The organism is Rhodoflexus caldus, from assembly GCF_021206925.1.
Taxonomy (GTDB): domain Bacteria; phylum Bacteroidota; class Bacteroidia; order Cytophagales; family Thermoflexibacteraceae; genus Rhodoflexus; species Rhodoflexus caldus.
Genome location: NZ_JAJPRF010000010.1, coordinates 19,430 through 44,985, shown reverse-complemented (window position 1 = coordinate 44,985; position 25,556 = coordinate 19,430). Strand labels below are relative to the sequence as shown.

The following is a 25,556-nucleotide window of genomic DNA, read 5'->3' as shown; positions in this document are numbered from 1 at the left end:
GTTGCAATAAAAACAGGCAAAGCGTTTATCTATAAGCGCAGGCTGCAATACAGCCGAAACCAAGCAACCGACGGCACTACCCGTCGCACACCTTCCGACAACAAGCAGCCGTTTGATACCGCAACAAACAGCGTGGAAAACCATTGAGCCGCATCGCAAAAAAAGTTTACGGAAGTATCGGGTGCAGATCGCTCGCTTGTAAGCCACTCATATACACCACTATTCCGCAAAACGATATCCCATGTGTTGCAAGGAGCAGCAATTGAGGGTTGCAGGTAAGAAGTTTCTTCTGAAATCGCGCTGTGATGTATGCGGGCGGAGCGACTGACAATAGTGTTGCTATTGGCCAGAAACAGTACAGCCATTGCAAAAATCACCCATCGTTCCAAGTTTGCATACATAATGCTGCTAATTAAGCAATTTATTTGCTGAAATAACGAAATTTTACCAATGTAGTTACCTCAATAAACAAAAAATCCGGTGCATCTTGCTACCGGATTTTTTGTGCTTTCATGCGCGACTGTTGCTACCTACGCAACATCAATGCTTTTGCCCTTCGGCGCACTTTCCTTTTTCATTTTGGGAATGGTCAGGTGCAATATGCCGTTGTTGTATTCAGCCTTGATGTTGTCTTGGTCTACGTTTTCAGGCAAAGCAAATGACCTGCGGAAAGAAGAATAGTTAAACTCGCGGCGAGTAAAATTCTTTTCTTCCTCTTTCTTTTCGGTTTTCTTTTCTGCGGAAATAAGCAGTACGTTGTCTCTTACATTAATTTTGAAGTCACTCTTTTCCATACCCGGAGAAGCTACTTCCATGCGAAAACTGGTTTCATCCTCATGCACGTTTACTGCGGGCATTGTGCTTGGCATGTCCCACAGTTGCAGCGCATCACTGAAAAATTTTTCAATGTTAAACAGGTCGGAAACGGTTGAGGGAAAAGTCCTCACCGGAGATTTTGTGAGCAGTGACATAGTTTTGTCCTCCTATTGGTAAGATTAGTTTAGTGAAACATTACTCAACAAATGTAGGAGATTTTGCAAGTAGAAAAGATGATATTTGTCATCTTTTGCGATTTTTTTGGCAAAAAACTATATCAGTATGTGCGGAGGCAGCCATTCGGTATTCACCCAATAATCGCTTTCGCGGCTGACGTTGATATGCACTTTAACCATTTTTCCCTGCCAATAGGGGGCGGGGTCTGCCATGAACCATTCACTGGTAAAATGCAGTGTCTGCTCCTGAGGGTAGCTAATTTGTGCGGTTAATTTGGCACGGTAGAAGTGCAAACCGGCTATGGCAAAAGTTTCGGTAGTGTCATACGCAGCCTGTACCGTTCTTCCCGATGCCTGCAACAATTGCCTGTGATTGTGTTGCTGCCATTGTCGGAATAAAACAGCTAAGCCTACCACTAACAGTACGGCCGCAAAACTCATCCATTGGCTGTTGTGCTGTATCGGGTGCTGGTGCACAGGCAGCATATCATCAGGGTTGACAATGTCGTACAGCACCTGCACCGAATCGCCAACCTGCACGGAAGCATCCGGCCGGCGGGAACGAATCCGCAGTTTCTGGTTATCCATCGCCCGAAAACTGATGACGGGAAAAAACTGTGTACTGTCTGCATTGGGCACAACCTCTGCAACAACACCTTGGGCAATTTCATAAATTTTAATGCGCTCGTTCCAGTCATAAACGTAATAGCCTGCCCGGGCAAGTAGAAAAACACCGCCCGCAACCAATATCCATGCAAAAATGCGGAAGTAATGCCTCATAGTTTAGCGAAATGAAGCCCTAAGAAACGCTACATTTTCTTAGGGCCTCCAATACTGAAAGTTCAAGAAATAAGTATGCTGCTAAACACCGAGCAAAATACGTGCAGGGTCTTCTAACAACTGTTTCACACGCACCAAGAAGCTAACCGATTCGCGGCCGTCAATGATGCGGTGGTCGTAAGACAAGGCAATGTACATCATTGGGCGGATAACAACCTGACCATTTTCGGCAACAGGGCGCTCCACAATGTTGTGCATACCCAAAATGGCAACCTGTGGCGCATTGATAATCGGTGTGGACATCAGCGAACCGAATACGCCACCGTTGGTAATGGTAAACGTACCGCCTGTCATTTCCGGAATGCTCAGTTTGTTTTCGCGTGCGCGAGTTGCCAAACGAACAATTTCTTTTTCAATTTCGGCAAACGACATCTTCTCGGCATTGCGCACCACAGGTACTACCAAACCTTTCGGCGCAGAAACCGCAATGGAAATGTCGCAAAAGTCGTGATAGATGATTTCATCACCGTCAATCTGGGCATTTACCGCAGGGAATTCTTTCAGGGCAATGCACACTGCTTTCACAAAGAAAGACATGAAACCAAGCCCGATTTCGTGTTTTTCTTTGAAGGAATCTTTGTATTTGGCGCGCAAGTCCATGATAGGCTTCATGTTCACCTCGTTAAATGTGGTGAGCATGGCGGTTTCGTTTTTCACGGAAACCAAACGGCGGGCAACTGTTTTGCGCAAAGAACTCATCTTTTCGCGACGAGTACCGCGTTCGCCTTCGGCTACGGGCTGCACCGACGACGGTGCGGATACGGCAGGAGATGAAGCAGTTACTACGGGTTGAGATTGAACCGTTTTCTGCGCATTCATCGCATCTTCTTTGGTAATACGCCCTTCTTTGCCGCTGCCTTTCACCTCTTCGGGACTGATGCCTTTTTCCGCAAGAATTTTGGAAGCCGCCGGCGAAGCATGACCTGTGGCGTAAGAAGATGTACTCGCGGCAACTGTTGTTTGCGTTTGCGGAGCAGTGGCAGCAACCGCAACAGGTTGAGTTGTGTCTTCCGTTACCACAATCTCGCAAATAGGCTCGCCAATGGCAAGTGTTTTCTTGTCTAAAGCTATGATTTTCAGGATACCCGATGCCTTAGCGGCCACTTCAAAAGTAGCTTTATCCGACTCGATTTCGCAAATTGGCTCATCCATCTTTACGAAGTCGCCATCGCGTTTCAACCACTGTGCTAGTGTTACTTCCGTGATTGACTCACCCAACTGCGGCACATCCATCACAACAACTTGCTGCTTGCCGCCTGTTTGTGCCATTTGCTGCACTGCTACGGCCGAAGCATCTGCTGCTTTGCTGGCGGTGGCTTCCTCTGCCGTAGTGGCAATGCGACAGATAACGTCGCCGATATTTAAGGTTGTTCCCGTAGGTGCGACAATGTGCAGAATGCCGTCTGCCTCGGCGGGCAATTCAAAAGTGGCTTTGTCCGACTCTAATTCGCACAGAATCTCATCTGTTTTTACATGCTCGCCTTCTTTCTTAATCCAGTTGGCAATCGTTACCTGCGTTACCGATTCGCCAACGGCAGGCACTTTAATGTCTATGGTCATAAACGTATGTGTTTCAAGTGGTTAGCAAATTATTCAAAAACGCGTTTTACCAGATTTTCCTGCTCGGTGTTGTGGACTTTGTAGTAGCCCGTTGCAGGCGATGCTGCCGGACGGCGTGCAATCAGTTCGGCCTGATGGTCATATTTGAAGTATGTGCGCAACAGGTACGCCCAGTAGCCCATGTTTTCGGGTTCTTCCTGCGCCCAGAACAACTTGGCGTTTTTATACTTTTTCAGCAACTCATCTACCTGCACGGCAGGGAACGGATGCAGCTGCTCAATGCGAACCAGTGCCACATCTTTGCGTTTATGTTCCAGTTGATATTCCAGCAAGTCGTAGTACAGTTTGCCTGTGCAAAGCACTACTTTTTTCACTTTGCTGTCCGGCTTGGCGTAATCATCGCCGATAACCTCGCGGAAACCGCCTGTGGTAAACTCTTCCATTTTAGACACCACGCGCGGATGGCGCAGCAATGACTTAGGCGACATTACTACCAGCGGCTTGCGGAAAGGCCATGCCAATTGGCGACGCAACAGGTGGAAGAAGTTGGCAGGCGTAGTAACGTTGGCAACAATCATGTTGTACTCGGCACTCAGTTGCAGGAATCGCTCAGGGCGTGCGCTGGAATGTTCCGGCCCTTGGCCTTCGTAGCCGTGTGGCAGCAGCATCACAACGCCGCTTTGACGCCCCCACTTTGTTTCCGTGCTGCTGATAAACTGGTCTATCATCACCTGTGCACCGTTAGCAAAGTCGCCAAACTGCGCTTCCCAAACTACCAATGCGTGCGGATTACACATGGCGTATCCAAATTCAAAACCCAATACGCCATACTCCGACAGCAGGGAATTGTAAATCTGGAAATCGGCTTGTCTGCCTTCCATGTAGTCCAATGATGAATACGGCTGACTGGTAACTGCATCGTGCAGCACAGCATGGCGATGCGAGAAAGTGCCGCGCTTCACGTCCTGCCCTGAAATGCGGACGGGCTTGCCTTCCAGCAAAAGTGAACCGTATGCCAGTAATTCGGCGCTTGCCCAGTTGAGTTCTTTGTCTTCAAAGAACATTTTCTGGCGGTCTTTCAACAGTTTTTCAATTTGCTTCAGCGGCTTGAAACCCTCCGGAATAGTCGTCAATGCCTTGCCGATGGCATTAATGGCATCTTCGGAAATGGCAGTTGTCGGGGACTGCAAAAAGTCTTCGGCAGTAGAGGGGCGCATGGCTGCCCATTCGCGCTCAAACTTGCGCATGGTGTAGCTCAAAGGCTGTTGCTTCACCTCGTTCAGGCGCTCCTGCAACAAGTTGCGGAACTCCTGATCCATTGCGTCGGCCAGCGAAGCATCCACAAAGCCCCGCTCAATCAGGGTTTGGTTGTAGATTTCACGCGGGTTGGGGTGTTTGCTGATGATATTGTAAAGTGTGGGCTGGGTGAATTTCGGTTCGTCGGACTCGTTGTGCCCGTGGCGACGGTAGCAAACCATGTCCACAAAAACATCGCGCTTGAACTTCTGGCGGAACTCGGTAGCAAGTTCTACGGCAAATACTACGGCTTCGGGGTTGTCGCCATTGACGTGGAATACAGGGCAATCAATCATTTTGGCAACATCGGTGCAGTAGATGCTCGAGCGCGCATCCTCAAAGTCGGTAGTAAAGCCCACCTGATTGTTTATGACAAAGTGGATGGTACCGCCCGTATGATAGCCTGCCAGTTGCGACATTTGGGCTACTTCGTAAACAATCCCTTGGCCGGCAACTGCCGCATCACCGTGAATCAGAATCGGGAGCACTTTGGAGTTGTCTTTTCCGTGCTGGTCTATCAGTGCGCGGGAGAAACCTTCCACCACAGGGTTGATTGCCTCCAAGTGGGAAGGGTTCGGAGTCAGTTGCAGACGCACTTTACGGCCTGATTGCGTAGTTACTTCGCTGCTATAACCCAAGTGATATTTTACGTCGCCGTCCCCCATCGTATTCATCATGTCTTCGGGCACTTTACCTTCAAACTCTGTGAATACCTGCTCATAGGTTTTGCCGATAATATTGGTCAATACGTTCAGGCGGCCTCTGTGCGCCATGCCAATTACAACCTCTGCTACGCCAAGGTCGGCAGCTTTGTTGATGATGGCATCTAATGCCGGAATGGTTGATTCTCCGCCTTCTAACGAAAAGCGCTTTTGCCCCAAAAACTTGGTGTGCAGGAAGTTTTCAAAAACAACCGCTTCGTTCAATTTGGCAAGAATCCGCTTCTTGTGTTCAATGGAAGGAGAATAGCGGGGGTAGTCCTGTTCGATTTTTTGTTTCAGCCAATCGTAGGTCTCCGGCTCGCGAATGTAGGTAAACTCAAAGCCAATGGGGCCTAAGTAAATTTTTTCCAAGCGGGCAATAATTTCTCGTAAAGTAGCCTCGCTGCCTAAACCCAATGCTCGGCCTGCCATGAATTTGGTGTCCAAATCTGCCTCGCTCAACTTGAAATCTTTCAGGTCGAGCAGCGCACGGCGGTCGCGGCGCGGACGCACAGGGTTGGTTTTTGATTTCAGGTGGCCGCGCTGGCGGTATGCCTGAATCAAATTGCGAACACGCAGTTCTTTGTCGGTATTGCCGTCGCTTGCGGAAACCGCAGTTGCAGCCTTGTTGTTGCCGTTCGTGCTTGCCTCGGGCAATACGGGTGCATTGGCATAGCGCAACGAAAACTCAAAACCATCAAAAAACTGCTGCCATGTAGCATCTACCGAGTTGCGGTCTGCTTTGTATGACTGATACAATGCCTCTATAACAGACACATCAGCATTGGCTATGTACGAGAATTGATCCATAAATAATTGCTGAAACAAAGGTTATTTCAGCAAAAATAGGGTTTTAATTAAATTTTCAAAATCTGCATATTTGCATAAGCAAATACAATTGATTTTCAGGAAGATTTTTGCTTTTTCTCTGCCCTGCAACGGTCGCTGCAATATTTAACCTCATCCCAGCATTTTTCCCATTTTTTACGCCAACTGAAAGGCCTGCCGCAAGTTTGGCATATCTTCTCGGGCAGGTCAGATTTTTTGCGCATTTTAGGCATGGCTCTTTGCGGATAGATAGTTGATTTTTTCGTATGCTGACGCTATTTCCCCGCGTTACCTGTCATAACAGTTTTTTCCTCGTTGCTTCCGGCAGTGCCTGCCGCAGCGGGCGCAGGAATTTTCAACCGATAGGTTTTGCCTTTGGCCACCTCGAGTCGGTCGCCAACCAGCCACTCGTTCATGTTGCGGAACGTACGGTAATTGACACCTTTTGAGGAGGCAAATTGTACTAAATCAGGAATATCTGCTTTAACTTCTTCTACCTGAAAAGGAGGCGCAGGTTTGGGCGGATGATAACTCAATTCATATTTTTCAGGATTCACCATAATTTCTTTCAGCGCCATGGTGCGATAGACAAATCGGGTGGTTTGGGTACTAAGGTCGAGGTCGTAGAAGTTACGGCTTTTCTGGCGGCTCATGCTTTTCATAAAAGCCCCTGCGCCGGTGTTGTAAGCCGCCAATACGTTCGTCCAACTGCCCAAATCTTTGTATAACTGTTTCAAATATTTACAGGCAGCACGGGTACTTTTTTCAACGTCTAAGCGTTCATCTACCAAATTATTGACTTCTAACCCCATCGCCTGTGCCGTTACGGGCATCAGTTGCCAAAAACCAGCCGCTCCCATATTGGAAACGGAGTTGGTCAGCGAACTTTCCACTACGGCAATGTATTTTAAGTCGTCGGGCAAATTTTCTTCTTTCAAAATTTGGCTGATTATTGGCAGCCAAGTAGAGGCGCGACGCATCAGCAGTTCGTTATTGGCGTGCCAATAGGCGTTAATGTGCAGTTCACGGTCAAAATATTCGCGAACTTCGCGCCGATGGAGGGGTACTTTTTCCCCGCAATATTCAAAAAAATCAGGGACGTGTACGTTAAAAGCCTTTTCTGTGCGACGGTAACCAAATGAACGTCCTAAGTTTGAAAGTTCGTAAGTTGCCAGCCCTATCAGCACCAGCAGCGAAACGATGAGCAAAAAACCTTGGAACTTTTTCATACAATTACCTGCAAAATAAAAAACCCTTAGTGCAAGCCATGCACCAAGGGGCTGAAAACAAGCAAATTAGAAATTCGGCGATAACAAGTATTTAGAGTAAAATTCTTCCACCACTGCTACGGCTTCATCGGCCGTATCTACCAGGGTAATCAGGTTGAGGTCGTCGGGGCTGATGTTGCGCTCTTGACCTAATACAACCTCTTTAATCCAGTCTAACAAACCCGACCAGTATTTTTTGCCAACCAGCACAATCGGGAAACGGCCTATCTTGTGTGTCTGAATCAGCGTGTAAGCCTCAAACAGTTCGTCTAATGTTCCCAAGCCGCCCGGCATTACGATGAAGCCTTGCGAATACTTGACAAACATTACTTTGCGGACAAAGAAATAGTCAAAATTGATGACCTTGTCGGGGTCTATGTATGGGTTGTGCGACTGCTCGAAAGGCAGTTCAATATTCAAACCTACGGAAGTGCCGCCGGCAAAATGTGCCCCTTTATTACCCGCCTCCATAATACCCGGCCCGCCGCCCGTAATTACGCCATAGCCTTTCCGCACCAATTTGGCCGCAATTTCTTCGGCCAGTTGATAGTACGGATTTTCGGGTTTGGTACGTGCCGAGCCAAAAATGCTGACGCAAGGCCCTATTTTCGCCATCTTTTCCAGCCCTTCCACAAATTCTGCCATGATTTTAAAAATCATCCAAGAATTTACACTCTTTATCTCACTCCAAGTTTTTTGGGTAAAGGCCTTGCGGATGCGCTCTTCATTAATCAGTTGTTGTTCAAAATTTTCCATGTTTTGCTGCTTGGTTTATTCACCGCCGACAAATGCCGCAACCATTGACGGCCATATTTTGTCGGAACGGATTGTATTATACGAAACTAAGGTTGAAATGTTTCCGTGCCTACTTAATTTTTGCCTGCGTAGCACCGTAACCGAATTTTTCTTTGCGAGCATCTTTGTAATAGGCAATATTGGGATGTTTGCTCAACTGTCTGTGAATTTCGTTGCGCAATGTGCCGTTTCCGACACCGTGAATGAAAATAATTTCGTCGTAGGCTTCCAAAATGGCTCTGTCTAAGGCTGTTTCAAATGCTTTCAACTGCAATTCAAGCATTTGTGCGGCGTTCATCTTGCCGTAGTCTTTGGTGAGCTGTTCTATGTGAAGGTCTATTTCCATCTGGCGCGGTTGCTTGGGAAGGCCTGCCGGAGCAATGTTTTTGGCCGCAGGAGCACTCACATTGGCCGGTGCGGTTGCTGTCTGGCGCTCGGCAATGCTTTCCTTGATTTGCTCGGGATTGACGCTGACAATTTTCTGGTCTATCTGGAACAGGTGGCACTCTTTGTCTAACAGCGGAGCTTTGCCTTTGCTTTTAAAGAAAGTGGCTGCCGAAAAGGTAAACTTGCGAATCAATGGCTCTTTGAGGCTCGTAAAACCTGCCTTGAAGAAAATTGCCTGCACCAGCAAGGGCGACCATTTGTCAAACTTATCTAAGTTGGCTTCAGTTACTTTTTGGCTGCTGCGCTTGGTCAAGTGGCCTGCTGCCAGCCCGTAGTAGTTGGTATCGCGCACTTCGCCAAAGTTGAAGAGTATGTCAATGTCGGTATTGTTAATCAGGTAAACACTGAGTTGCTTGTCGTTAATCGGCAAAAATGCCAGAAAAAAGCCCGTTTCCGCCGATACAACAGGTGTGGCGCTGACTTCTTCTTCTTTGCGCCTTTCGCGGAAAACGATTTTTTCTTCTTTGGCAATCAGCACTACTTCTTGTTTGAGCACGGGAATTTTAAAACCATCCTCTATCTCAATTTCTACCAGATTGTCGGGCAAAAAATTGGTAATGATGCCTTCCTGCGTGTAGTGCAACAAACGAACGCGGTCGCCTATGTTCATAAGTGTATGGCTTGTGTTACTGAATACTGTCTTCCGTTTTGCGTGAAAGAAACCCTTAGCGGCAGACAAAACCTGCGGCTAAGGGCTGATGTTTAACAAAGTTAGGCAAAAACAAGGGAAAACCAGCCGACACCAACTTGTAACCGTATAAAAAGGCGGCTTATATGCGGCTAAACACAACGGCATTGCGGATTTGGAATTTGGGATTTCGGATTAAAAAACAGCATTTGCAATACGCTGATGTATTATAAACGCAACAAAAAACCCGACAGATTAAAAAGCCTGTCGGGTTGAGAAGAGTATCAAAAACTTTTATTCAGAACAATGGTTGGCATCAATCCATCTACCGATAGCACCTGCGGCCTGCCCTGCGGCAGTAGATTGAGGTGTTTTAGGCAGCGAATTCAGTTGCAGGAACGAATTGCCGTTAGGTCTGGTTACAGTAGTTACCGTAAGTTTGCCCACGCTGCTCAGGTAGTTTTCAATAGTGGCAGCGTGTGCCTGCAACGCATCGGGAACACCTGAAAGATTACCATTGCGAATGCTCAGGTAGATGGTTGAGAGTTGGAGGAAAGCACGCTTGGTATCGGCGTTCCAAACTGTCCGTTGTCGGTGCGGGCATCAAAAATGGCGCGCCCTTCGGCCTTGGTGTAGGTGTGTCCGCCAATGGTTACGGTTTCATCACCCGGCCAAACTACATTAGGCTTGGAAAACCAATAACCTTGTGAAAATGAGCAACCGTCAACCGGCGGCTCTTCGGGGTCTCCGCAGTTTTCGGATATGTCGTTAATGATTTCGCCCAAATCGACAGATGGGGAAACGGAAATATCAAACTCTTGACCAAATACAGACAAGGTATAATCGCCTGCCGCCACATTATTGAAAGCAAACTCACCAATATCATTGCTTGTAACGGTAGAGCCGTCGGAGAGCACTACTTCCTGTGAACCTACGGGGATTGTTTCATCGCAGTCCTTTTGAAGCAATATTCCTTTGATAATATAGCAGCCCGGGCCGGTAATGCCGCCTTCATCGCAGCCTCTGCCGGTTTTAGACCAGTTGGTTGTCAGCGAGGTGCTTACTATCTGATTGACTGTGAAGGTAAAGGTATGTATTTTACCGTCTTTGAATTTGTCGCTGTCAAGGTCATCAAATTTGAGGATGTTGCCGTAGGTATTGCAACCTGTGCCGCCACCTTCGCTGTCTGTAATTTTACTGAACCAATCCACTGTTACGCCGTCGGAGTCGGTAATGGATGCCCCGATGACGTTAGAAAATGATAAGCAATCTCCCAAACCAATGACCCAATGGCTTAAACCACCTCGCCGCGGGTCTGTGTCGATATATTGAATATGATAGGTAAATACGGTGCGGTTGTTTTCCCAATCCTGAACAGCGCTTACAAACGTGATTCTGTAAGGCCCTAACTCAACACTGACAATAGGGATTAAATCACTGTCATTAGCTGACATCGGAGTTACTCCTTCCGGGTTCACATCGTGCATTGCTGTTTGACATTGCACTAAAAAAAGGGCTGTTACAACAAGCAACATGCGCCATAAAGTTTGCATGTAAGTTTTCATAATAGTATTTTTAGTATTAGTAAAAAAAAGAGCTTAAAAACATCTTTTACTTGCTTTCAAAATTTCTATCTCTTTACTTGTACAAAAATACTATACAAACTTTTAAAGCAAACAAATCTTCATTTTTTTGAAAAAATCAATAAAAAATACTAATAAACCTTGTTAAAGCTCAAATAAATATACCCACTCTAATCAACAAGAGAGTAGGTATATTTTAAAAATATTGTTTTTAGAATAAAATATTACATAAAATATTAAAAAATCAATAAATGGCTAATCACAACGAAATACCCGTTTGTCGGGAAATATCCAGCAGGTCATCTACCACTGCCTGAATGAGCGGAATACCTTCTTTGCTTCGGATGGCTTCTGCTTCGCGCTCGGGGTCGCCGGGGATGAGCACGCCGCCTGTACCGGGGGCAGGTTTAGTAGCGCGGAAGGTGCGAATCCAATCGTCAATCTGGCGTTTAAATTCGGTTACATCCATAAATCCGTCAATCTGCATGGCGCCGAAAAAGTGGCCGATGCCTTTGCCAACCGACCGTGCGGGAATTTCCTGACGCAAGGCAAAGGGCGGAGCAAAAGGCCCCCAGTTGGCACCGCTCAGCACGCAGCACAAAATATCCACCATTGCAGAGAGGGCATACCCCTTGTGGCCGCCGTGCTCGCGGTCTGAACCAAGTGGCAGCAATGCACCGCCGTTAATCATATCCATGGGGTTGGTGCTCATATTCCCCTGATTATCAATAATCCAGCCTTCGGGAACGGGTTTGCCTGCACGTCTGGCAATTTCAATTTTCCCGTATGCGGCGGCACTTGTGGCAAGGTCAATTACGATGGGGGGTTCTTCAAGGCCGGGGAATGCAATTGCAATCGGGTTGGTGCCCAACATGCGCTCTGCCCCCCACAGCGGCGCTACAAGTTTGGTAGAGTTGGTCATAGACCAGCCAATCATATCGCGTTTGAGCGCCTCGAGCACATAGTATCCTGCAATGCCGTAGTGATTGGTATTGCAAACACTCACCCAGCCCGAGCCGGCTTTTTCGGCTTTTTCCATGGCAATTTCATTGGCTTTCGGGCCAACTACCAAGCCCAGCCCGTTGTCGCCGTCCACTGTGGCGGTAGAGATTTTCTCGCGCACAATACGGATGTTGGGTTTAGGGTTAATTCTGCCCAATTGCAGCATATCAAAATAGGTGTGCAGGCGTGCTACGCCGTGCGAATCGATACCGCGCAAATCGGCAGCGGCCAGCACCTCGGCGGCCAGTTCGGCATCGGCCAAAGGCACGCCGAAGTACAAAAAGGTTTCAATGGTGAATGCCCGCAAGCGTTCCGCAGGGAAAAGGTGATATTGAGGTTCTGTCATCGTTTGGGTAGTTTTGCCGCAAAGTTAGGGGGAATCGCCGCCAAAGTTTTGAGAAGTAACCTATTGAAAAATGACAAGCAGCAGGGCTAATCTGCAAAGGATTGTGTACCTTAGTGTTCGGTTTCTGACCATACGCTCATGCCCATAGACTTAGGAATAGTTAAACAATACGGCAACTTAGAACTGCTTGCCAAGCAAATGGTAGAGGGTTTTATTACGGGTTTGCACAAATCGCCCTATCATGGTTTTTCGGTAGAGTTTGCCGAACACCGCCTCTACAACACGGGGGAAGGCACTCGGCACATTGACTGGAAAGTATTTGCCAAAACCGACCGCCTTTATACCAAGCGCTACGAAGAAGAAACCAACCTGCGTTGTCAGATTCTGATAGACAATTCTTCTTCCATGTACTATCCCGAAAAGGATTGGGGCAAAATCCGATTCAGCATTGTGGCTGCAGCCTGCCTTGCCTATATGCTCCAACGCCAGCGCGATGCCGTAGGGGTGGCGGCTTTTTCCGATACCATTGAGTGGGAAACCCCCATCAAGTCCACACCTACGCACATTCACAATGTTTTTTTGCGTTTGCAGCAAATGCTCGACCAACCTGTTCCGAACAAAAAGACGGACGCAGCAAAAATTATTCACCAAGTAGCGGATAAAATACATCGCCGTTCGCTAATCATCATTTTCAGCGATATGTTGGAAAATTCGGAACATCAACAGGAGTTGTTCTCGGCGCTTCAACATCTGAAACACAACCGACATGAGGTGCTGCTGTTCCATACCATCGACAAAAAAACGGAAGACGCATTTGAATTTGCCGACCGTCCTTACATTTTTGTTGATTTGGAAAGCGGAGAGCGGGTTAAGTTACAACCCTCGCAAGTACGGGAGTATTACAGAGAACAAATTGCGCGGCAGTTTCAAGACCTGAAACTCAAATGCGGACAGTATAAAATTGACTTTATTGAGGCAGATATTGCCCAATCCATAGACCAGATTTTGCTTGCTTATCTGATTAAGCGCGCCAAAATGAAATAAACACGCATTATGCCTGTTTCCCACACTCGTTTACTCAAACAAAAACACGGCTTCGGTTCTCTTCCGGTTTTCTTTTTGTCGCTCTGTACGTTGCAGGGCGCCCTGATGATTCTTTGGCTCGGCCATGCGGTCGGCAACCTCGGCATGGTGGCAGCCATTGGCATGGTTGCGGTAGCTCATGCCATCACTATTCCAACGGCAATGGCATTTTCGGAAATTGCCACCAACCAAAAGGTAGAAGGCGGCGGCGAATATTTTATTATTTCGCGCTCATTCGGCATTACGGTAGGTGTGCCTATCGGCATTACGCTTTACATGGCGCAAACTATTTTGACAGCCTTGTATCTGATTGCCTTCTCGCGTGCCTTTCAACCCTTTTTTGACTACCTGCTGGCTTCTCCGCTGAGCATCTACGTGTACGATTACCGCGTGGCAAGCATACCCGCTTTCTTGTTGCTAACCTTGCTGTTGCTGCGCTTTGGCTCAGAAATACTGATTAAACTACTCTATCTGGCAGTGCCGCTGATGGTTTTCGGTTACGGGCTTTTTCTGGGCAGCCCTCCTACACATCGCGAAGAGTTGCTGCTCAGCGATTTGACCCAACACGTAGAGCAGCCGCTGAGTTTCTTTGGCGTACTTGCGCTCAGTTTTCCCATGTTTGGCGGCATGACTGCGGGGCTTGGCTTTTCCAAAAAACTCCGCGAACCGCGTCGCTCGCTGCCGCGCGGCATCATTGGCGCTGCCATTGCAGGTTTTTTTACCTACATCATTTTTATTTTCAAACTGCACATGATTGCCTCGCCGGACGAATTGGTGCAAAACCCGCTGGTGATGGCAGACAATACACCTTTCGGTATTGAAATCATCATTGTGCTGGGTGTGGCAAGTCTGCTGTCGGCGGCAGGCTCTTTTCTGATGGCAAGCCGCACCTTGCAGGCACTCGCAGCCGACCGCGTATTGCCCAATCTGGCATGGGACAGGTGGCTTTCGCGCATGAATCGCGATGACGTAAACAACCCGCTGCCCATCCATGCCATCCAAGCAACGGCTGTGCTGGTGCTGATAGCACTGATTTACGACAACATGCCTTACATGCTGGAAGCGGTATCGGTATTGCTTTGCCTCACTTTCGGCTCTATCTGCCTTATTTCATTTCTGGAACATTTTGCAGCCGACCCTGCCTATCGGCCTGTATTCCGCACCCGCTGGTATATTTCGCTAACAGGTGCGGTGTCCTGCGTAATCGTTATGATTAACATCAATCTCCGATTTTCGCTGCTGGTGCTGGTGCTGATGATTTTCACCTACTTGCTGGTGAGCCGCTATCAGCATCGCAAACAGGGCTTATCGGCTATTTTTCAGGGGGTTATCTTCCAATTGAGCCGCACACTGCAAATTTTTCTGCAAAAAGTGCGCAAAGAGCCCGAAGCAGAACATTGGCGACCTTCCATTATCTGTATTTCAACCCACTCTTTTGACCGCGTATCGGGCTTTCAGTTTCTGCGCTGGATTTCCTACAAATACGGTTTCGGCACTTATATCCACCTGATTGAAGGGTATTTGTCCAAAGAAACGCACCGACAGTCTAAGGAATGCTACAAGCAACTGATTCAAATTTCGGATGCTACGCACAGCAATGTGTACATAGATACGCTGGTGAGCCCTTCGGCAACTTCGGCCATTTCGCAAGTTATTCAGTTGCCGGGTATTTCGGGCAAAGAAAATAACGTTATCATGTTTGAGTTTTCCAAAGCGAACCCCGAGGGTTTGGAAAACATCGCCGCCAACTTCCAATTGGTACGTGCCACCGACTTTGATGCCATCGTGCTGGGCAGTTCCGACCGCAACTTTGGCTATCACAGCGAAATAGACATTTGGATTACTTCCAACGACTACGAAAACGCCACACTGATGATTTTGCTTGGCTATATCATTCTGGGACATCCCGAGTGGAGCAATGCCAGCATCAAGATTTTTGCCATTTACCCCGAAGATGAGTTGGTAGAACAAAAACAAAACCTGATGGAGTTGATTAACTCCGGAAGGCTGCCCATTTCCCCTTCCAACATAGAGTTGATACCGCAAAAAGAAAACGTGGATACCAAAACCATCATCAACCAAAAGTCCAAACGTGCCGACCTGACCATTATCGGTGTGCGCTCCGAAGCGGTTAAACACAGCGGCGAGGCCGTTTTTATGGGTTATGACGGCATCGGCGACGTACTTTTCGTGAATACCAAAACCATGAAATCGCTGCGCTGATGCTGTTGCCAAGTCCTTCGGTTCTCAATTGGCGCTCTATGGCGCTGTTGGGCAAAGTAGCCGCCCATTTTCCAAAACTGATGCGGCAGGGCAATGCCATCCGTGCCAATACTGTACGCCTGCCCTTGCCGCAAGACAAGCCGCAAGGCAGTTTCGGCAACGGCAAACATCCTTTCAAACTGCTGGCCTTTGGCGAATCTACGGTGGCAGGCATGGGCATTGCGTCTTATACCGATACGCTGGGAGGAGTTTTTGCACAATCTTTTGCCACACAAAACCCTGATTTACAGGTAGATTGGTTATCTATCGGGAAAAACGGCCTGAGAGTGGGCGAGGCAATCTCTTACTTTCGGGAGCAAGTCCCCCCTACCCGGTTTGACCTGTTGCTAATCGGCTTGGGCGCAAACGATATTTTCAAGTTTACGCCTGTTTGGCAATGGCGCAAACAGGTGCGGGCTTTGCTGCAAACAGCATCAGGATACAGCACGCGTATCATCTGGGCAACGCTGCCTCCCGTAGGTCGTTTCCCGATTTTCAATACGCCGGACAGGCAACTGCTGAGGCAACTGTTTGACCATCAGCGGCTTTTGCTTGAAAGTGCCATCCATCGGGAAGAACAATGCTCGCCCGTTCCTTTCATTTATCCCAAAGTAACTTTTGAGCTTTCGGAAGATATGTTCGTATCCGACGGAGTGCATCCGTCTGCAAAAGGTTATCGGATATGGGTCAATGCCATGATGCAATACATGGCTACGCTTTAACGGATTGCGCCGAGTGTTTGTAAAAATCTTCCATTAGTCGGCTGAGTTGCAGCAAGTCGCTGTCGGCAATTTCTTCCAATTGTGTGGATTCTATCCATGCAATTTGCTGAAATAATTGGCGCACCGCAGTTTCCTCTACTCCTGCCTTGCGTGATATGTAGTTCAGCCAGTTGTCGTCAAATGTAGCACGCTTGGGCGGCAACGGAAAATGACCTGCCGTTGTGATGCCGTATCTGTTGCGCAATTGTTCCATAAAGAAACGGATTTTGCGCTTGGCCATTGCCTTGTGATTGGGATTGAGGAAATACAGCCGCCCCACGGCCTTGACAAATTCCAGCGATGTATTGGCGGGCGAACGAATGATAGGAATAGCCTTTTGACGGCGCTTAATGCCAAAAACGGCAAAAACAAACAAAGTAAACAGCAGCAGTCGCCATGCCCATGCCAAAGGCGGCTGACTTAATAAAAAACGCACCGGAGAGCGACTCTCAATTTGCCCCGATTTGTAGTGCTCATCCCAAAACGTTTTTCGCTTGGGCAAATAGGAAAACGCCGCGGCAATGTAGTCCCGATGCTGTTCATACAACATGTAGTAGTTGGTAAACATCAGCGGTACGCTGTGCAGCCAAAAATTTCCCTTGCCGTAAGGCACTTTAATAAATACCGGTGCGCGGTAGGTATTCAGCCCCAAAATGGTAGCGGATTTTGCGCTTGCAAAATGATAAGGCGCACTTCCTTTTTTCAAAAAATAGGGAGTCGGGGATTTCAGTTGCGGATTTACCATAAACAGCCCTACGGAATCGGTCAGTTCTTTGAGTAAGGGTTCCCTGTCTAAGGAATAGTTGTCGTACAGCTCCAATTGCAGACTGTCGCGGAGTTTGGCATCTACATAGCGGGCGGCGATGAAAACATCACTCCCCGCATTGACCAATTTCAGCAATGCCTGTACGTCCAGCGAATCCATATTCAGGTCGTCTTGTATGAGCAGGTAATTGGCGGCAGCCGTGTCGTTTACTAATTGGCGTTCATAGAAGGTCTGCGTATTTTCAACCACAGGCTGTTGTAAAAGGCGGGGCAGTTCTCTATAAAGTATGTAATTGCCGTAAGGAATTTTATCTTCCCGCCGATAGGTCTGACTCCAATTAATCGGCTTGGGTGTCAGATACTCTATCAGCAGCAACAAAGCGAAACTTCCGAGCACAATGACGATATATCGGGTATTTCCTTTCATACTTTAACCGTTTGTTGTTTAGCTACACCGGCAAGCATGGCCTGTTGTTTTTCCTTAAATGTACCGTAAACCGTCGGCGTTACCTCAAAGTGGCCGTACCAAGTATAGGCAAAGGAACGGGTAAGTGCCGCAAAATCGTCTTTAAAAGGGGTTTGCGACACCTCGGCCACATATTGCATATTGGTTTTTTGCGGCTCCCAGCGAATCATACCACTGTCGGCCAGTGCTTTAAGCAATTGGAGGTAGTGCAAGCGAACGGCATAGCGGAAATCTCCCTTGGCTTCGGCTTTTGCAATGGCCTTTTCAAACTCAATCGCATGGATATTTTCATCGCCGATAATAAACTCCTGAGGCACTTGTCCTTTTTTGCGTATGAACAATTGGGGTTGCAGCCCCATCAGGCGCGCTATGACAAAGGCAATAATGATGACCGCCAGCGCATAAAACAGATTATCTGTCCATGACTCCCCATCACTGTCGCCGAGCAAGTCTCTGAGCCAATTGCGCAGCCATCGCCTGAAACGGTACAATATGCTTTCGGAGGTAATTTGAGGCCTGTCATAAAGAAATTCGCTGTCGGCCAGATAGTCATTGATGGCGGCAGTGTCAAATTTCAGCACCTCTATTTTGCTGTTGTCCTGCTTTTTCGGGTCAATCGGAGCACTGACTTTATCGGAAGAATAAGCGGATTGAGAAGCAGGCAATTGTTTCCAAATGTCATCATCCTCTTTTTGCGCATAACTGCCCGCAGCGGAAATTGTAAGTAATATTCCGCTGATTATCAGCCTATAAAACCAATAGCGATTCATCAGAAAGTTTCCTCGTCGTCAATGTCGGCTGTGCGCTGCCGAGCTGTGGCGTTGCCCAAATTGGCGATGCGTCCCATCATACCCGTACCCTCTTTTATCTCCACTAAATGGTGATAATGAACGGCGTAAATGGTTAATGGAATGGCCTGTACGATAAAGTTGCCTACCATGTAAATCACGGCCGATAAAATCCCCCAAAAACCCAGTGCCGTAAAATCGCCGGAGTCGGTAATAAACGGCGATGCACCCACAAGAATCGTAAACGGCAGTTGGAACACATAGCTGAACAACGAACCGATGATGGCAGCCACAATAATAATCCCGAAGGTTTCCCACCAGTTGTCGCGCACCATTTTGAAGGCGCGGGACATCGCATCAAAGAATGACAAATCCTCCGCTATTATGATATAAGGAATAAAAGCCATCGGTACGGCAAGGTAAACGCCGGGAATAACGAACAATATAAAGGCGGGTATCAGTATGATATAGATTAGTATCATAGCCCCCAGTAGCCTCAACCAGTACTTTTTCAGTTCGCCCAGCACTTGCTCTACCGTAAATACCGACTCAGGTCGTTCACGATAGAGTTTTATGTAAGAATAAACAACCGTTGCAGGTAAAAAACTTATCACCAGCAGATAAAAAACAAAAACACTCAGCCCTACAATGACCATCCCCATGCTTTCGCCGGAATCAGCGGAAATATCATTGGCTTGCAGGTAGCGGTAAAAAATCAGCCCAAGTGCACCGCCAAGAGCCAGCAAGGGCATTAAAATAACTAACATGGCGGTTATCAGCGGCACAAAGTTGCGGCGGATAAAGTCAAAGGCAACATTGAGGCGGCTTCCGAAGTCGCGCTCTGCCTGAAATTCTATTTTATCGGTCGGGTAGGTCATATATTGCTTTCCTGATATTCTTCTTCGCTGTTGTAGCCAAATTTTTTAACTAATTGCATGGGATAAATCACAAAATACCATGCAATAAATGCAGCAGAAGCCAAAATAATTGCTACTTTGAACCAATCCGGCATTTCGGTTAAGCGGGTGATGTAGCTTTCCAGAAAGCCTGCCGCAATAAAAACGGGTACCAGCCCCACAATAATTTTCAAGCCTTTTTTTGCCCCTATTTTAAAAGCCTCGCGGCGCGGATAGGTGCCGGGAAACAGAAAACTGCTCCCCATCACAATACCGGCCGTTCCTGCAATAATGATTGCCGATATTTCAAGCGTTCCGTGTATCCAAATTGTTAAAAAAGAGGTCAAAAAAAGCCCCCTTTCGTAAAAAAAGTATTGGAAAGCACCCAACATGATGCCGTTTTGCAACAATACCCAAAGGGTCATGACAGGGGTCATCAGCCCGCCCGCAAATGCGTAGAACGATACCCGCACATTGTTGAAAGTTATCGCCATCAACATATCAGCCCGCCCCATGCTTTTGTAAACAGCCATCGGGTCATTCTTTTGGATGTTGTTCAGCGTCATGTTTACGTAGGCATCGCCCAAAATCAGTCGGCAAAAATTTTCATCATGTGCCGATGAAATAACACCGATACCGACGGCAAGTCCAAAAAAAACGGCAGCCAACAACAATTGCTTGTGGACACTCTGAAACAACAGCGGCAACTCGGTTTTCCAAAATCGGATAATTCTGCCTGCATCTTCGCGCTTGTTGCGATACAACAGGCGGTGCGCCCGACCGGCCATTTGGTTCAGATAGGCAGTCGTGCGGCTTTCGGGATAGAACGTGCGGGCATACGCCAAATCGTCGGTCAGTTGGATGAACATTTCGGCAAGTGCGTCAGGATTAGCCGCGGCTTTTTCCGCACCTAACTGTGCATCCAACTCTTGCTCAAATTTTTGCCATCGGGCGGTATTTCGCTGAATAAAAACGGCTTCACGCAACATAATGGCGTAAAATGCTATTTTTTCAGAGCATTTGCAAACAGCGCAGCCACTTGTTGCCAGTCGGCAGCGAAGAAATCGGGTCGTAAATCGGTGGGCAGTTTTTCGTTGCCAAACAACAGGGTGCGCATACCCGCATTTTTACCGAAACGAATATCGCCTTCGGTATCTCCTATCATCAACGAATCGGCCAGAGAGATTTCGGGGAAATCGCGTGCAGCGCGCAGTGCCATTCCTATGGCAGGTTTGCGGTCGGGGTGATTGTCGGCAGCCAATGCCGGGCAATGATAAACACGGTCTATCATCGGCAGTTGTTGCAACATCAGGGCATGTATGGCTGCCAAATCCGCTTCGGTCATCAGCCCTTTGCCAATCCCTTGCTGATTGGTAACAACTATGATGCGGGCAAACAAGGGACGCAACCGCGCAAGCACCTCTGCCACATCGGGCAACAAGACAAATTCGTCAATCTTTTTGACATAATCGCCCACAATGCGGCGGTTGATGACACCGTCGCGGTCGAGAAAAAGGGCACTTTGGGTTGGGTGGAACATTTAGTACATTAATAAAGAGGCATTATTACTTCTTTTTACTTGTTTTTCTTTGCTTGTGGCTTCGTCGTTTTCGCTACTTTCGGTTTTCTTTTTGAGTTGAACTCCACAATTTTTTGCCAATTTATCACGCCTTCATCACAAAAATCTTGAGCAAATTTCAAAGTAAATTGATTGACAACTTTGGCGTAAGCCTTCAAAAATTCTTCGTTTTTCTCTTTGGCTTGATGTCCAAGTGGCTCAATAATGTCTGTATAAAGTGTGTCGCTGTCTGAAATGAGTTGCCAAAATTCTTGTCCGCAAATTTTCTGATAACCGTCTTTGTTAGCTTGATTTTCAATACCGTAACAACAACCGTTTATGGCAACAACTTTCAAGTTTTTGTTCTGTTTTAGCAAAGCCTTTTCAGCATTTTTAAAGTTGTCCTTCATCTTTTTGATTTGGCTACTATTGCCCCAATTCGGACCCGACTTGATTTCAATGATATAGTAATTTCCGTTTTTAGGAAACTCTAAATCAATGCCTTCCAAAACTCGTGATTTCACACCGCCAAATACTTTTTGGCAAACGAAAATAGCCACACCTTCCAAAAAGTCGCCAAATAGAGTTTCTTCTTGCGATTGTAGGTAAGCATCAAGTAAATTTTTGACTAAATCTTGTGCAGTCAAGATGTTTTTAGCCTTAAACAAATAGGGGTTTTTGCGTTTCAAAACTTCCCTGAAATTCAACTTTTTAAGTTTTTCTAATCGTTTGGCGTGAAAAGTTCCTATATTTTGTTCAACATATTCAGTAACGTCTTTTAGATTTAAAGTTGGCATCAGAACAAGAAGTGTTTAACGGTTTCAATTTCTTTCAACATCATTTCGTGATATTCAGGCAAAATTTCTATACCTATTGAGTTGCGTTTCATTCTTTGTGCAACCGTTAGCGTAGTTCCTGAACCCGCGAAAGGGTCAAGCACCATATCACCTTCTTTCGTGAAAAGTTTAATAAACCATTCGGGCAAATTTTCAGGAAATGCCGCAGGGTGATTCTTATTTTGGCACTCTGTCGCAAAATACAGTACATTGGTTGGATAAACAGTTTCCTTGCCTACCCAATTAGAAATATTTTTACCAAAACCACTGCCATTTTTCGCATTATCGCGAATTTTATCAGTTTCGCTTAGATTTTTCAAACGACCTTTTGCCCAATCACCAATCGGTACTTTTACTGCGTCTTGGTACATATTAAATTTTTTGTCCTTATTGAACTGCAAAAGCCTTTCCCAACTATCCCGAAAACGGTTTGACCATTTACCAGGATATGAATTTTTTTTGTGCCAAATAAATTCTTCTGTCCAAAACCAACCTTGTTTACGAAGTGCCAAAATTAATTCCATTACGTAGGTACTTCTTTCACCTTCCACTACTTTTTCTTTGATGTTCAAAATAAAAGTTCCTGTCGGTTTCAGCACGCGCAAAAGTTCTTGGGCAATCGGCAAAAACCAATCAACATACTCATTAGGAGTAATCCCACCGTAAGTATTTTTGCGTTGGTCGGCATAAGGCGGAGAAGTAAAAATAAGGTCTATGCTGTTATCGGGAATTTGTTTTAGCACGTCTTTACAGTCGCCCAAGAGTATTTCAGTTCTTATCTCTACCATTTTTTAGTTGATATCCTCACTTTAAGTGTAAAATTAATCCATTTTTTGAATTTTGGATTTAAGCAGGTATAGCACTTGAACAATTCTTTTAGGCACACGGATTTTTTGAATTTCAATCCTTGTTTATCGGCGAAATCCGCCCTGATCCGTGTGCTTATGTAATGTACTTATTACCTATCGGCTCAAATATAAATTTCGCTCGGCGTAGAGTTGTAGGAATTTATCGTCGTCCAAATCCTCAATGAAGTAAATGGCCTCTCCCGTGGACTTCATTTCAGGGCCTAACTCCTTGTTTACACCCGGGAACTTATTGAATGAGAATACCGGAATTTTGATCGCATAACCTTCGCGGTGCGGATTGAACGTAAAATCTTTGATTTTTTTCGTTCCCAGCATCACCTTGGTTGCATAGTTCACGTAAGGCTCGCGGTAGGCTTTGCAGATGAACGGCACGGTGCGGCTGGCACGCGGGTTGGCCTCAATCACATACACAATGTCATTTTTAATGGCAAACTGAATATTAATCAGTCCGACGGTTTTCAGTGCCAACGCAATGGTGCGCGTATGGTCGCGGATTTGCTTCATCACCAAGTCGCCGAGGTTGAACGGCGGCAGCACGGCGTTGGAATCGCCCGAGTGGATGCCCGCAGGCTCAATGTGCTCCATGATGCCAATGATGTACACATCTTCGCCGTCGCAAATGGCATCGGCTTCGGCTTCAATGGCGCCGTCTAAGAAGTGGTCGAGCAGTACGCGATTGTCGGGGTCTTGGTTCAAAATATTAACTACGTGTTGCTCTAACTCTTGGTCGTTGATAACAATTTTCATGCTCTGCCCGCCCAATACGTAGCTGGGGCGCACCAACAGCGGATAGCCTAACTCCTTGGCAAGGTCGGAGGCTTGGTCGGCATCTTCAATTACGCCGTAGGCAGGGTAAGGAATTTTGTGTGCTTTCAGCAAATCGGAAAACTTGCCGCGGTCTTCGGCCAAATCGAGGCTTTCAAAGTCCGTTCCGATGATTTTGATGCCGTAGCGGTGCAGTTTTTCGGCTAATTTAAGCGCAGTTTGACCACCCAACTGCACAATTACGCCTTCGGGTTTTTCGTGCTCAATCAGGTCAATCAGATGCTCCCAGAAAACCGGCTCAAAATAGAGTTTGTCGGAAATATCGGGGTCTGTGGAAACCGTTTCGGGGTTACAGTTCATCATGATGGTTTCGTAGCCTTCCTCGCGGGCAGCCAACACGCCGTGCACGCAAGAGTAGTCAAACTCAATACCCTGCCCGATGCGGTTAGGCCCTGAACCCAGCACGATGATTTTCTTGCGGTCGGAAGCAACCGATTCGTTTTCGCCCTCTTCAAAAGTGCTGTAATAATACGGCGTTTTGGCCTCAAATTCAGCGGCACAAGTATCTACGCACTTATATACGCGATTGATATTCAGCGCTTTGCGATGCGCCCGCACTTCGCTTTCCAAACATCTCAAAATATGCCCCAACTGGCGGTCGGAGTAGCCTTTTTGTTTAGCTGAAAGCAAAAGGTGGCGCGGCAAGGTTTCCAGCGTATATTTCTGTATTTCTTTTTCCAGCAGTACCAACTCTTCAATTTGACTCAGGAACCAGCGGTCAATTTTGGTCAGCTTTTGAATGGTTTTGAAGGCGATACCCATTTTAAAGGCATCGTAGATATGGAACAAGCGATTCCAGCTCGGATGCTCGAGGCTTTTCAGAATAGCCTCTTGGTCGGTGAGTTCCTTTCCGTCGGCACCTAAGCCATTGCGGCGGATTTCCAACGACTGACAGGCTTTTTGCAGTGCTTCCTGAAAGTTTCTGCCGATGCCCATGGCCTCGCCTACGGACTTCATTTGCAGGCCAAGCTCGGTGTTGGCGCCACGGAATTTATCAAAGTTCCAGCGCGGGATTTTTACGATGACGTAGTCCAGCGCAGGTTCAAAGTATGCAGAGGTGGTCTTGGTAATCGGGTTGATGAGCTCATCCAAATTGTAGCCGATGGCGAGCTTGGCGGCAATTTTGGCAATCGGGTAGCCTGTTGCTTTGGAAGCCAGCGCAGAGGAGCGGCTCACACGCGGGTTAATTTCAATGGCTACAATGGTATCGTCCACAGGGTTCACGGCAAACTGCACGTTACAGCCTCCGGCAAACTGACCGATGCCGTTCATCATTTTGATGGCCAAGTCGCGCATTTGCTGATAGACCGTATCGGGCAGCGTCATGGCAGGGGCAACGGTGATGGAGTCGCCCGTGTGTATGCCCATTGGGTCAAAGTTCTCGATAGAACAGATGATGATGATGTTCTGGTTGTTATCGCGGAGAAGTTCTAACTCATACTCGCGCCAGCCAAGAATACTTTGCTCTACCAGCACCTCATGAACAGGCGAAGTTTGCAAACCGTGTTGCAGGGCTTTGTCAAATTCTTCGGGGCTGTTTACAAAACCACCACCCGAGCCGCCTAATGTAAAAGACGGACGAATTACCAGCGGAAAGCCGATTTCCTGTGCAATTTCCTTGCCCTCCAAAAACGACTTTGCGGTTCGGCCTTTGCAGACATTCACATTGAGTTCCAGCATTTTTTTACGGAACAGTTCGCGGTCTTCGGTAGTGTTGATGGCGTTGATATCTACGCCAATAATTTTCACGCCGTATTTTTTCCAGATACCTGCCTTATCGCATTCAATAGCCAAATTGAGGGCAGTTTGTCCGCCCATTGTGGGCAATACTGCATCAATTTTGTGCTTTTCAAGAATTTTGACAATGGATTTTTTTTCTAAGGGCATCAAATACACATTGTCGGCTGTAACCGGGTCGGTCATGATGGTCGCCGGGTTAGAGTTAATCAGCGTAACCTCGATTCCCTCTTCACGCAGCGAGCGTGCTGCCTGCGAACCGGAGTAGTCAAATTCGCAAGCCTGTCCGATGACAATAGGCCCACTACCGATAATGAGCACGGATTTGATGTCTTGATTTTTCGGCATCTCAAATCAGATTTTTACTTGGAAAAATGGATGAAAAGGAACTTTCTCGGGCAGGAAAAACAGGCGCTGCTGATAC

23 protein-coding genes are annotated in these 25,556 nt (G+C 47.1%); 3 read left to right on the top strand and 20 right to left on the bottom strand.

The window, feature by feature from the left end; translation table 11 throughout:
• Nucleotides 1-29 precede the first annotated feature (29 nt).
• From NDK19_RS11485 to NDK19_RS11430, 12 genes are all read right to left on the bottom strand, one after another.
• Nucleotides 30-401, bottom strand: a complete 372-nt coding sequence (locus NDK19_RS11485; RefSeq protein ID WP_250632030.1) for a hypothetical protein — start codon at nucleotides 399-401, stop codon at nucleotides 30-32.
• Between the two features lie 129 nt (nucleotides 402-530).
• On the bottom strand, nucleotides 531-971 hold the full coding sequence (locus NDK19_RS11480; RefSeq protein WP_250632029.1) for an Hsp20/alpha crystallin family protein: 441 nt from the start codon (nucleotides 969-971) through the stop codon (nucleotides 531-533).
• Between the two features lie 117 nt (nucleotides 972-1,088).
• Nucleotides 1,089-1,772, bottom strand: a complete 684-nt coding sequence (locus NDK19_RS11475) for a DUF3592 domain-containing protein (RefSeq protein WP_250632028.1) — start codon at nucleotides 1,770-1,772, stop codon at nucleotides 1,089-1,091.
• 81 nt (nucleotides 1,773-1,853) lie between these two features.
• Nucleotides 1,854-3,392 carry a 2-oxoglutarate dehydrogenase complex dihydrolipoyllysine-residue succinyltransferase gene (gene odhB, locus NDK19_RS11470; protein ID WP_250632027.1) on the bottom strand — a complete coding sequence of 513 codons (1,539 nt, stop codon included), beginning with the start codon at nucleotides 3,390-3,392 and terminating at the stop codon, nucleotides 1,854-1,856.
• 29 nt (nucleotides 3,393-3,421) lie between these two features.
• Nucleotides 3,422-6,199, bottom strand: a complete 2,778-nt coding sequence (locus tag NDK19_RS11465) for a 2-oxoglutarate dehydrogenase E1 component (protein WP_250632026.1) — start codon at nucleotides 6,197-6,199, stop codon at nucleotides 3,422-3,424.
• A 95-nt stretch (nucleotides 6,200-6,294) separates the two neighbouring features.
• Nucleotides 6,295-6,441: a DUF2256 domain-containing protein gene (locus tag NDK19_RS11460; protein WP_394801685.1), complete on the bottom strand. Its 147-nt coding sequence runs from the start codon at nucleotides 6,439-6,441 to the stop codon at nucleotides 6,295-6,297.
• 51 nt (nucleotides 6,442-6,492) lie between these two features.
• Nucleotides 6,493-7,446: a lytic transglycosylase domain-containing protein gene (locus tag NDK19_RS11455; RefSeq protein ID WP_250632024.1), complete on the bottom strand. Its 954-nt coding sequence runs from the start codon at nucleotides 7,444-7,446 to the stop codon at nucleotides 6,493-6,495.
• A 66-nt stretch (nucleotides 7,447-7,512) separates the two neighbouring features.
• Nucleotides 7,513-8,241, bottom strand: coding sequence for an LOG family protein (locus tag NDK19_RS11450; RefSeq protein ID WP_250632023.1), 729 nt, complete (start codon nucleotides 8,239-8,241; stop codon nucleotides 7,513-7,515).
• 109 nt (nucleotides 8,242-8,350) lie between these two features.
• Nucleotides 8,351-9,337, bottom strand: coding sequence for a Smr/MutS family protein (locus NDK19_RS11445; protein WP_250632022.1), 987 nt, complete (start codon nucleotides 9,335-9,337; stop codon nucleotides 8,351-8,353).
• 312 nt (nucleotides 9,338-9,649) lie between these two features.
• Nucleotides 9,650-9,844, bottom strand: a complete 195-nt coding sequence (locus tag NDK19_RS11440) for a hypothetical protein (RefSeq protein WP_250632021.1) — start codon at nucleotides 9,842-9,844, stop codon at nucleotides 9,650-9,652.
• Between the two features lie 38 nt (nucleotides 9,845-9,882).
• A complete protein-coding gene (locus NDK19_RS11435) occupies nucleotides 9,883-10,833 on the bottom strand; it encodes a carboxypeptidase-like regulatory domain-containing protein (protein ID WP_250632020.1) in 951 nt (316 codons plus the stop codon).
• 364 nt (nucleotides 10,834-11,197) lie between these two features.
• Nucleotides 11,198-12,286: an Ldh family oxidoreductase gene (locus tag NDK19_RS11430; RefSeq protein ID WP_250632019.1), complete on the bottom strand. Its 1,089-nt coding sequence runs from the start codon at nucleotides 12,284-12,286 to the stop codon at nucleotides 11,198-11,200.
• 138 nt (nucleotides 12,287-12,424) lie between these two features.
• Between NDK19_RS11430 and NDK19_RS11425 the strand changes: the two genes are divergently transcribed.
• The 3 genes from NDK19_RS11425 to NDK19_RS11415 are packed head-to-tail and all read left to right on the top strand — an operon-like array spanning nucleotide 12,425 to nucleotide 16,353.
• Nucleotides 12,425-13,330, top strand: coding sequence for a DUF58 domain-containing protein (locus NDK19_RS11425; protein ID WP_250632018.1), 906 nt, complete (start codon nucleotides 12,425-12,427; stop codon nucleotides 13,328-13,330).
• 9 nt (nucleotides 13,331-13,339) lie between these two features.
• The gene (locus NDK19_RS11420; protein WP_250632017.1) at nucleotides 13,340-15,592 is read left to right on the top strand and encodes an APC family permease; all 2,253 of its coding nucleotides are present in this window, start codon (nucleotides 13,340-13,342) and stop codon (nucleotides 15,590-15,592) included.
• Nucleotides 15,592-16,353 (top strand): SGNH/GDSL hydrolase family protein, encoded by a 762-nt coding sequence (locus NDK19_RS11415; RefSeq protein WP_250632016.1) that lies wholly within the window; start codon nucleotides 15,592-15,594, stop codon nucleotides 16,351-16,353. Before NDK19_RS11420 ends, NDK19_RS11415 begins: the two co-directional genes overlap by 1 nt.
• On the opposite strand, the gene NDK19_RS11410 is transcribed toward NDK19_RS11415, so the two are convergent.
• The 8 genes from NDK19_RS11410 to carB all read right to left on the bottom strand — a co-directional run bounded on the left by NDK19_RS11410 (nucleotide 16,343) and on the right by carB (nucleotide 25,480).
• Nucleotides 16,343-17,584 (bottom strand): DUF4350 domain-containing protein, encoded by a 1,242-nt coding sequence (locus tag NDK19_RS11410; RefSeq protein ID WP_250632015.1) that lies wholly within the window; start codon nucleotides 17,582-17,584, stop codon nucleotides 16,343-16,345. The genes NDK19_RS11415 and NDK19_RS11410 overlap by 11 nt on opposite strands.
• On the bottom strand, nucleotides 17,581-18,393 hold the full coding sequence (locus NDK19_RS11405) for a DUF4129 domain-containing protein (RefSeq protein WP_250632014.1): 813 nt from the start codon (nucleotides 18,391-18,393) through the stop codon (nucleotides 17,581-17,583). Before NDK19_RS11405 ends, NDK19_RS11410 begins: the two co-directional genes overlap by 4 nt.
• Nucleotides 18,393-19,289, bottom strand: coding sequence for a hypothetical protein (locus NDK19_RS11400; RefSeq protein ID WP_250632013.1), 897 nt, complete (start codon nucleotides 19,287-19,289; stop codon nucleotides 18,393-18,395). Before NDK19_RS11400 ends, NDK19_RS11405 begins: the two co-directional genes overlap by 1 nt.
• The gene (locus NDK19_RS11395; protein WP_317207169.1) at nucleotides 19,286-20,296 is read right to left on the bottom strand and encodes a stage II sporulation protein M; all 1,011 of its coding nucleotides are present in this window, start codon (nucleotides 20,294-20,296) and stop codon (nucleotides 19,286-19,288) included. The genes NDK19_RS11400 and NDK19_RS11395 overlap by 4 nt, the downstream gene beginning before the upstream one ends.
• A 14-nt stretch (nucleotides 20,297-20,310) precedes the next feature.
• The gene (locus tag NDK19_RS11390; protein WP_250632012.1) at nucleotides 20,311-20,847 is read right to left on the bottom strand and encodes a D-glycero-alpha-D-manno-heptose-1,7-bisphosphate 7-phosphatase; all 537 of its coding nucleotides are present in this window, start codon (nucleotides 20,845-20,847) and stop codon (nucleotides 20,311-20,313) included.
• Between the two features lie 35 nt (nucleotides 20,848-20,882).
• Entirely contained in the window at nucleotides 20,883-21,662 is a 780-nt protein-coding gene (locus NDK19_RS11385; RefSeq protein ID WP_250632011.1) for a PmeII family type II restriction endonuclease, read from the bottom strand.
• The gene (locus tag NDK19_RS11380; protein ID WP_250632010.1) at nucleotides 21,662-22,489 is read right to left on the bottom strand and encodes a DNA-methyltransferase; all 828 of its coding nucleotides are present in this window, start codon (nucleotides 22,487-22,489) and stop codon (nucleotides 21,662-21,664) included. Before NDK19_RS11380 ends, NDK19_RS11385 begins: the two co-directional genes overlap by 1 nt.
• 174 nt (nucleotides 22,490-22,663) lie before the next feature.
• Nucleotides 22,664-25,480: a carbamoyl-phosphate synthase large subunit gene (gene carB / locus NDK19_RS11375; protein ID WP_250632009.1), complete on the bottom strand. Its 2,817-nt coding sequence runs from the start codon at nucleotides 25,478-25,480 to the stop codon at nucleotides 22,664-22,666.
• Between the last annotated feature and the right edge of the window lie 76 nt (nucleotides 25,481-25,556).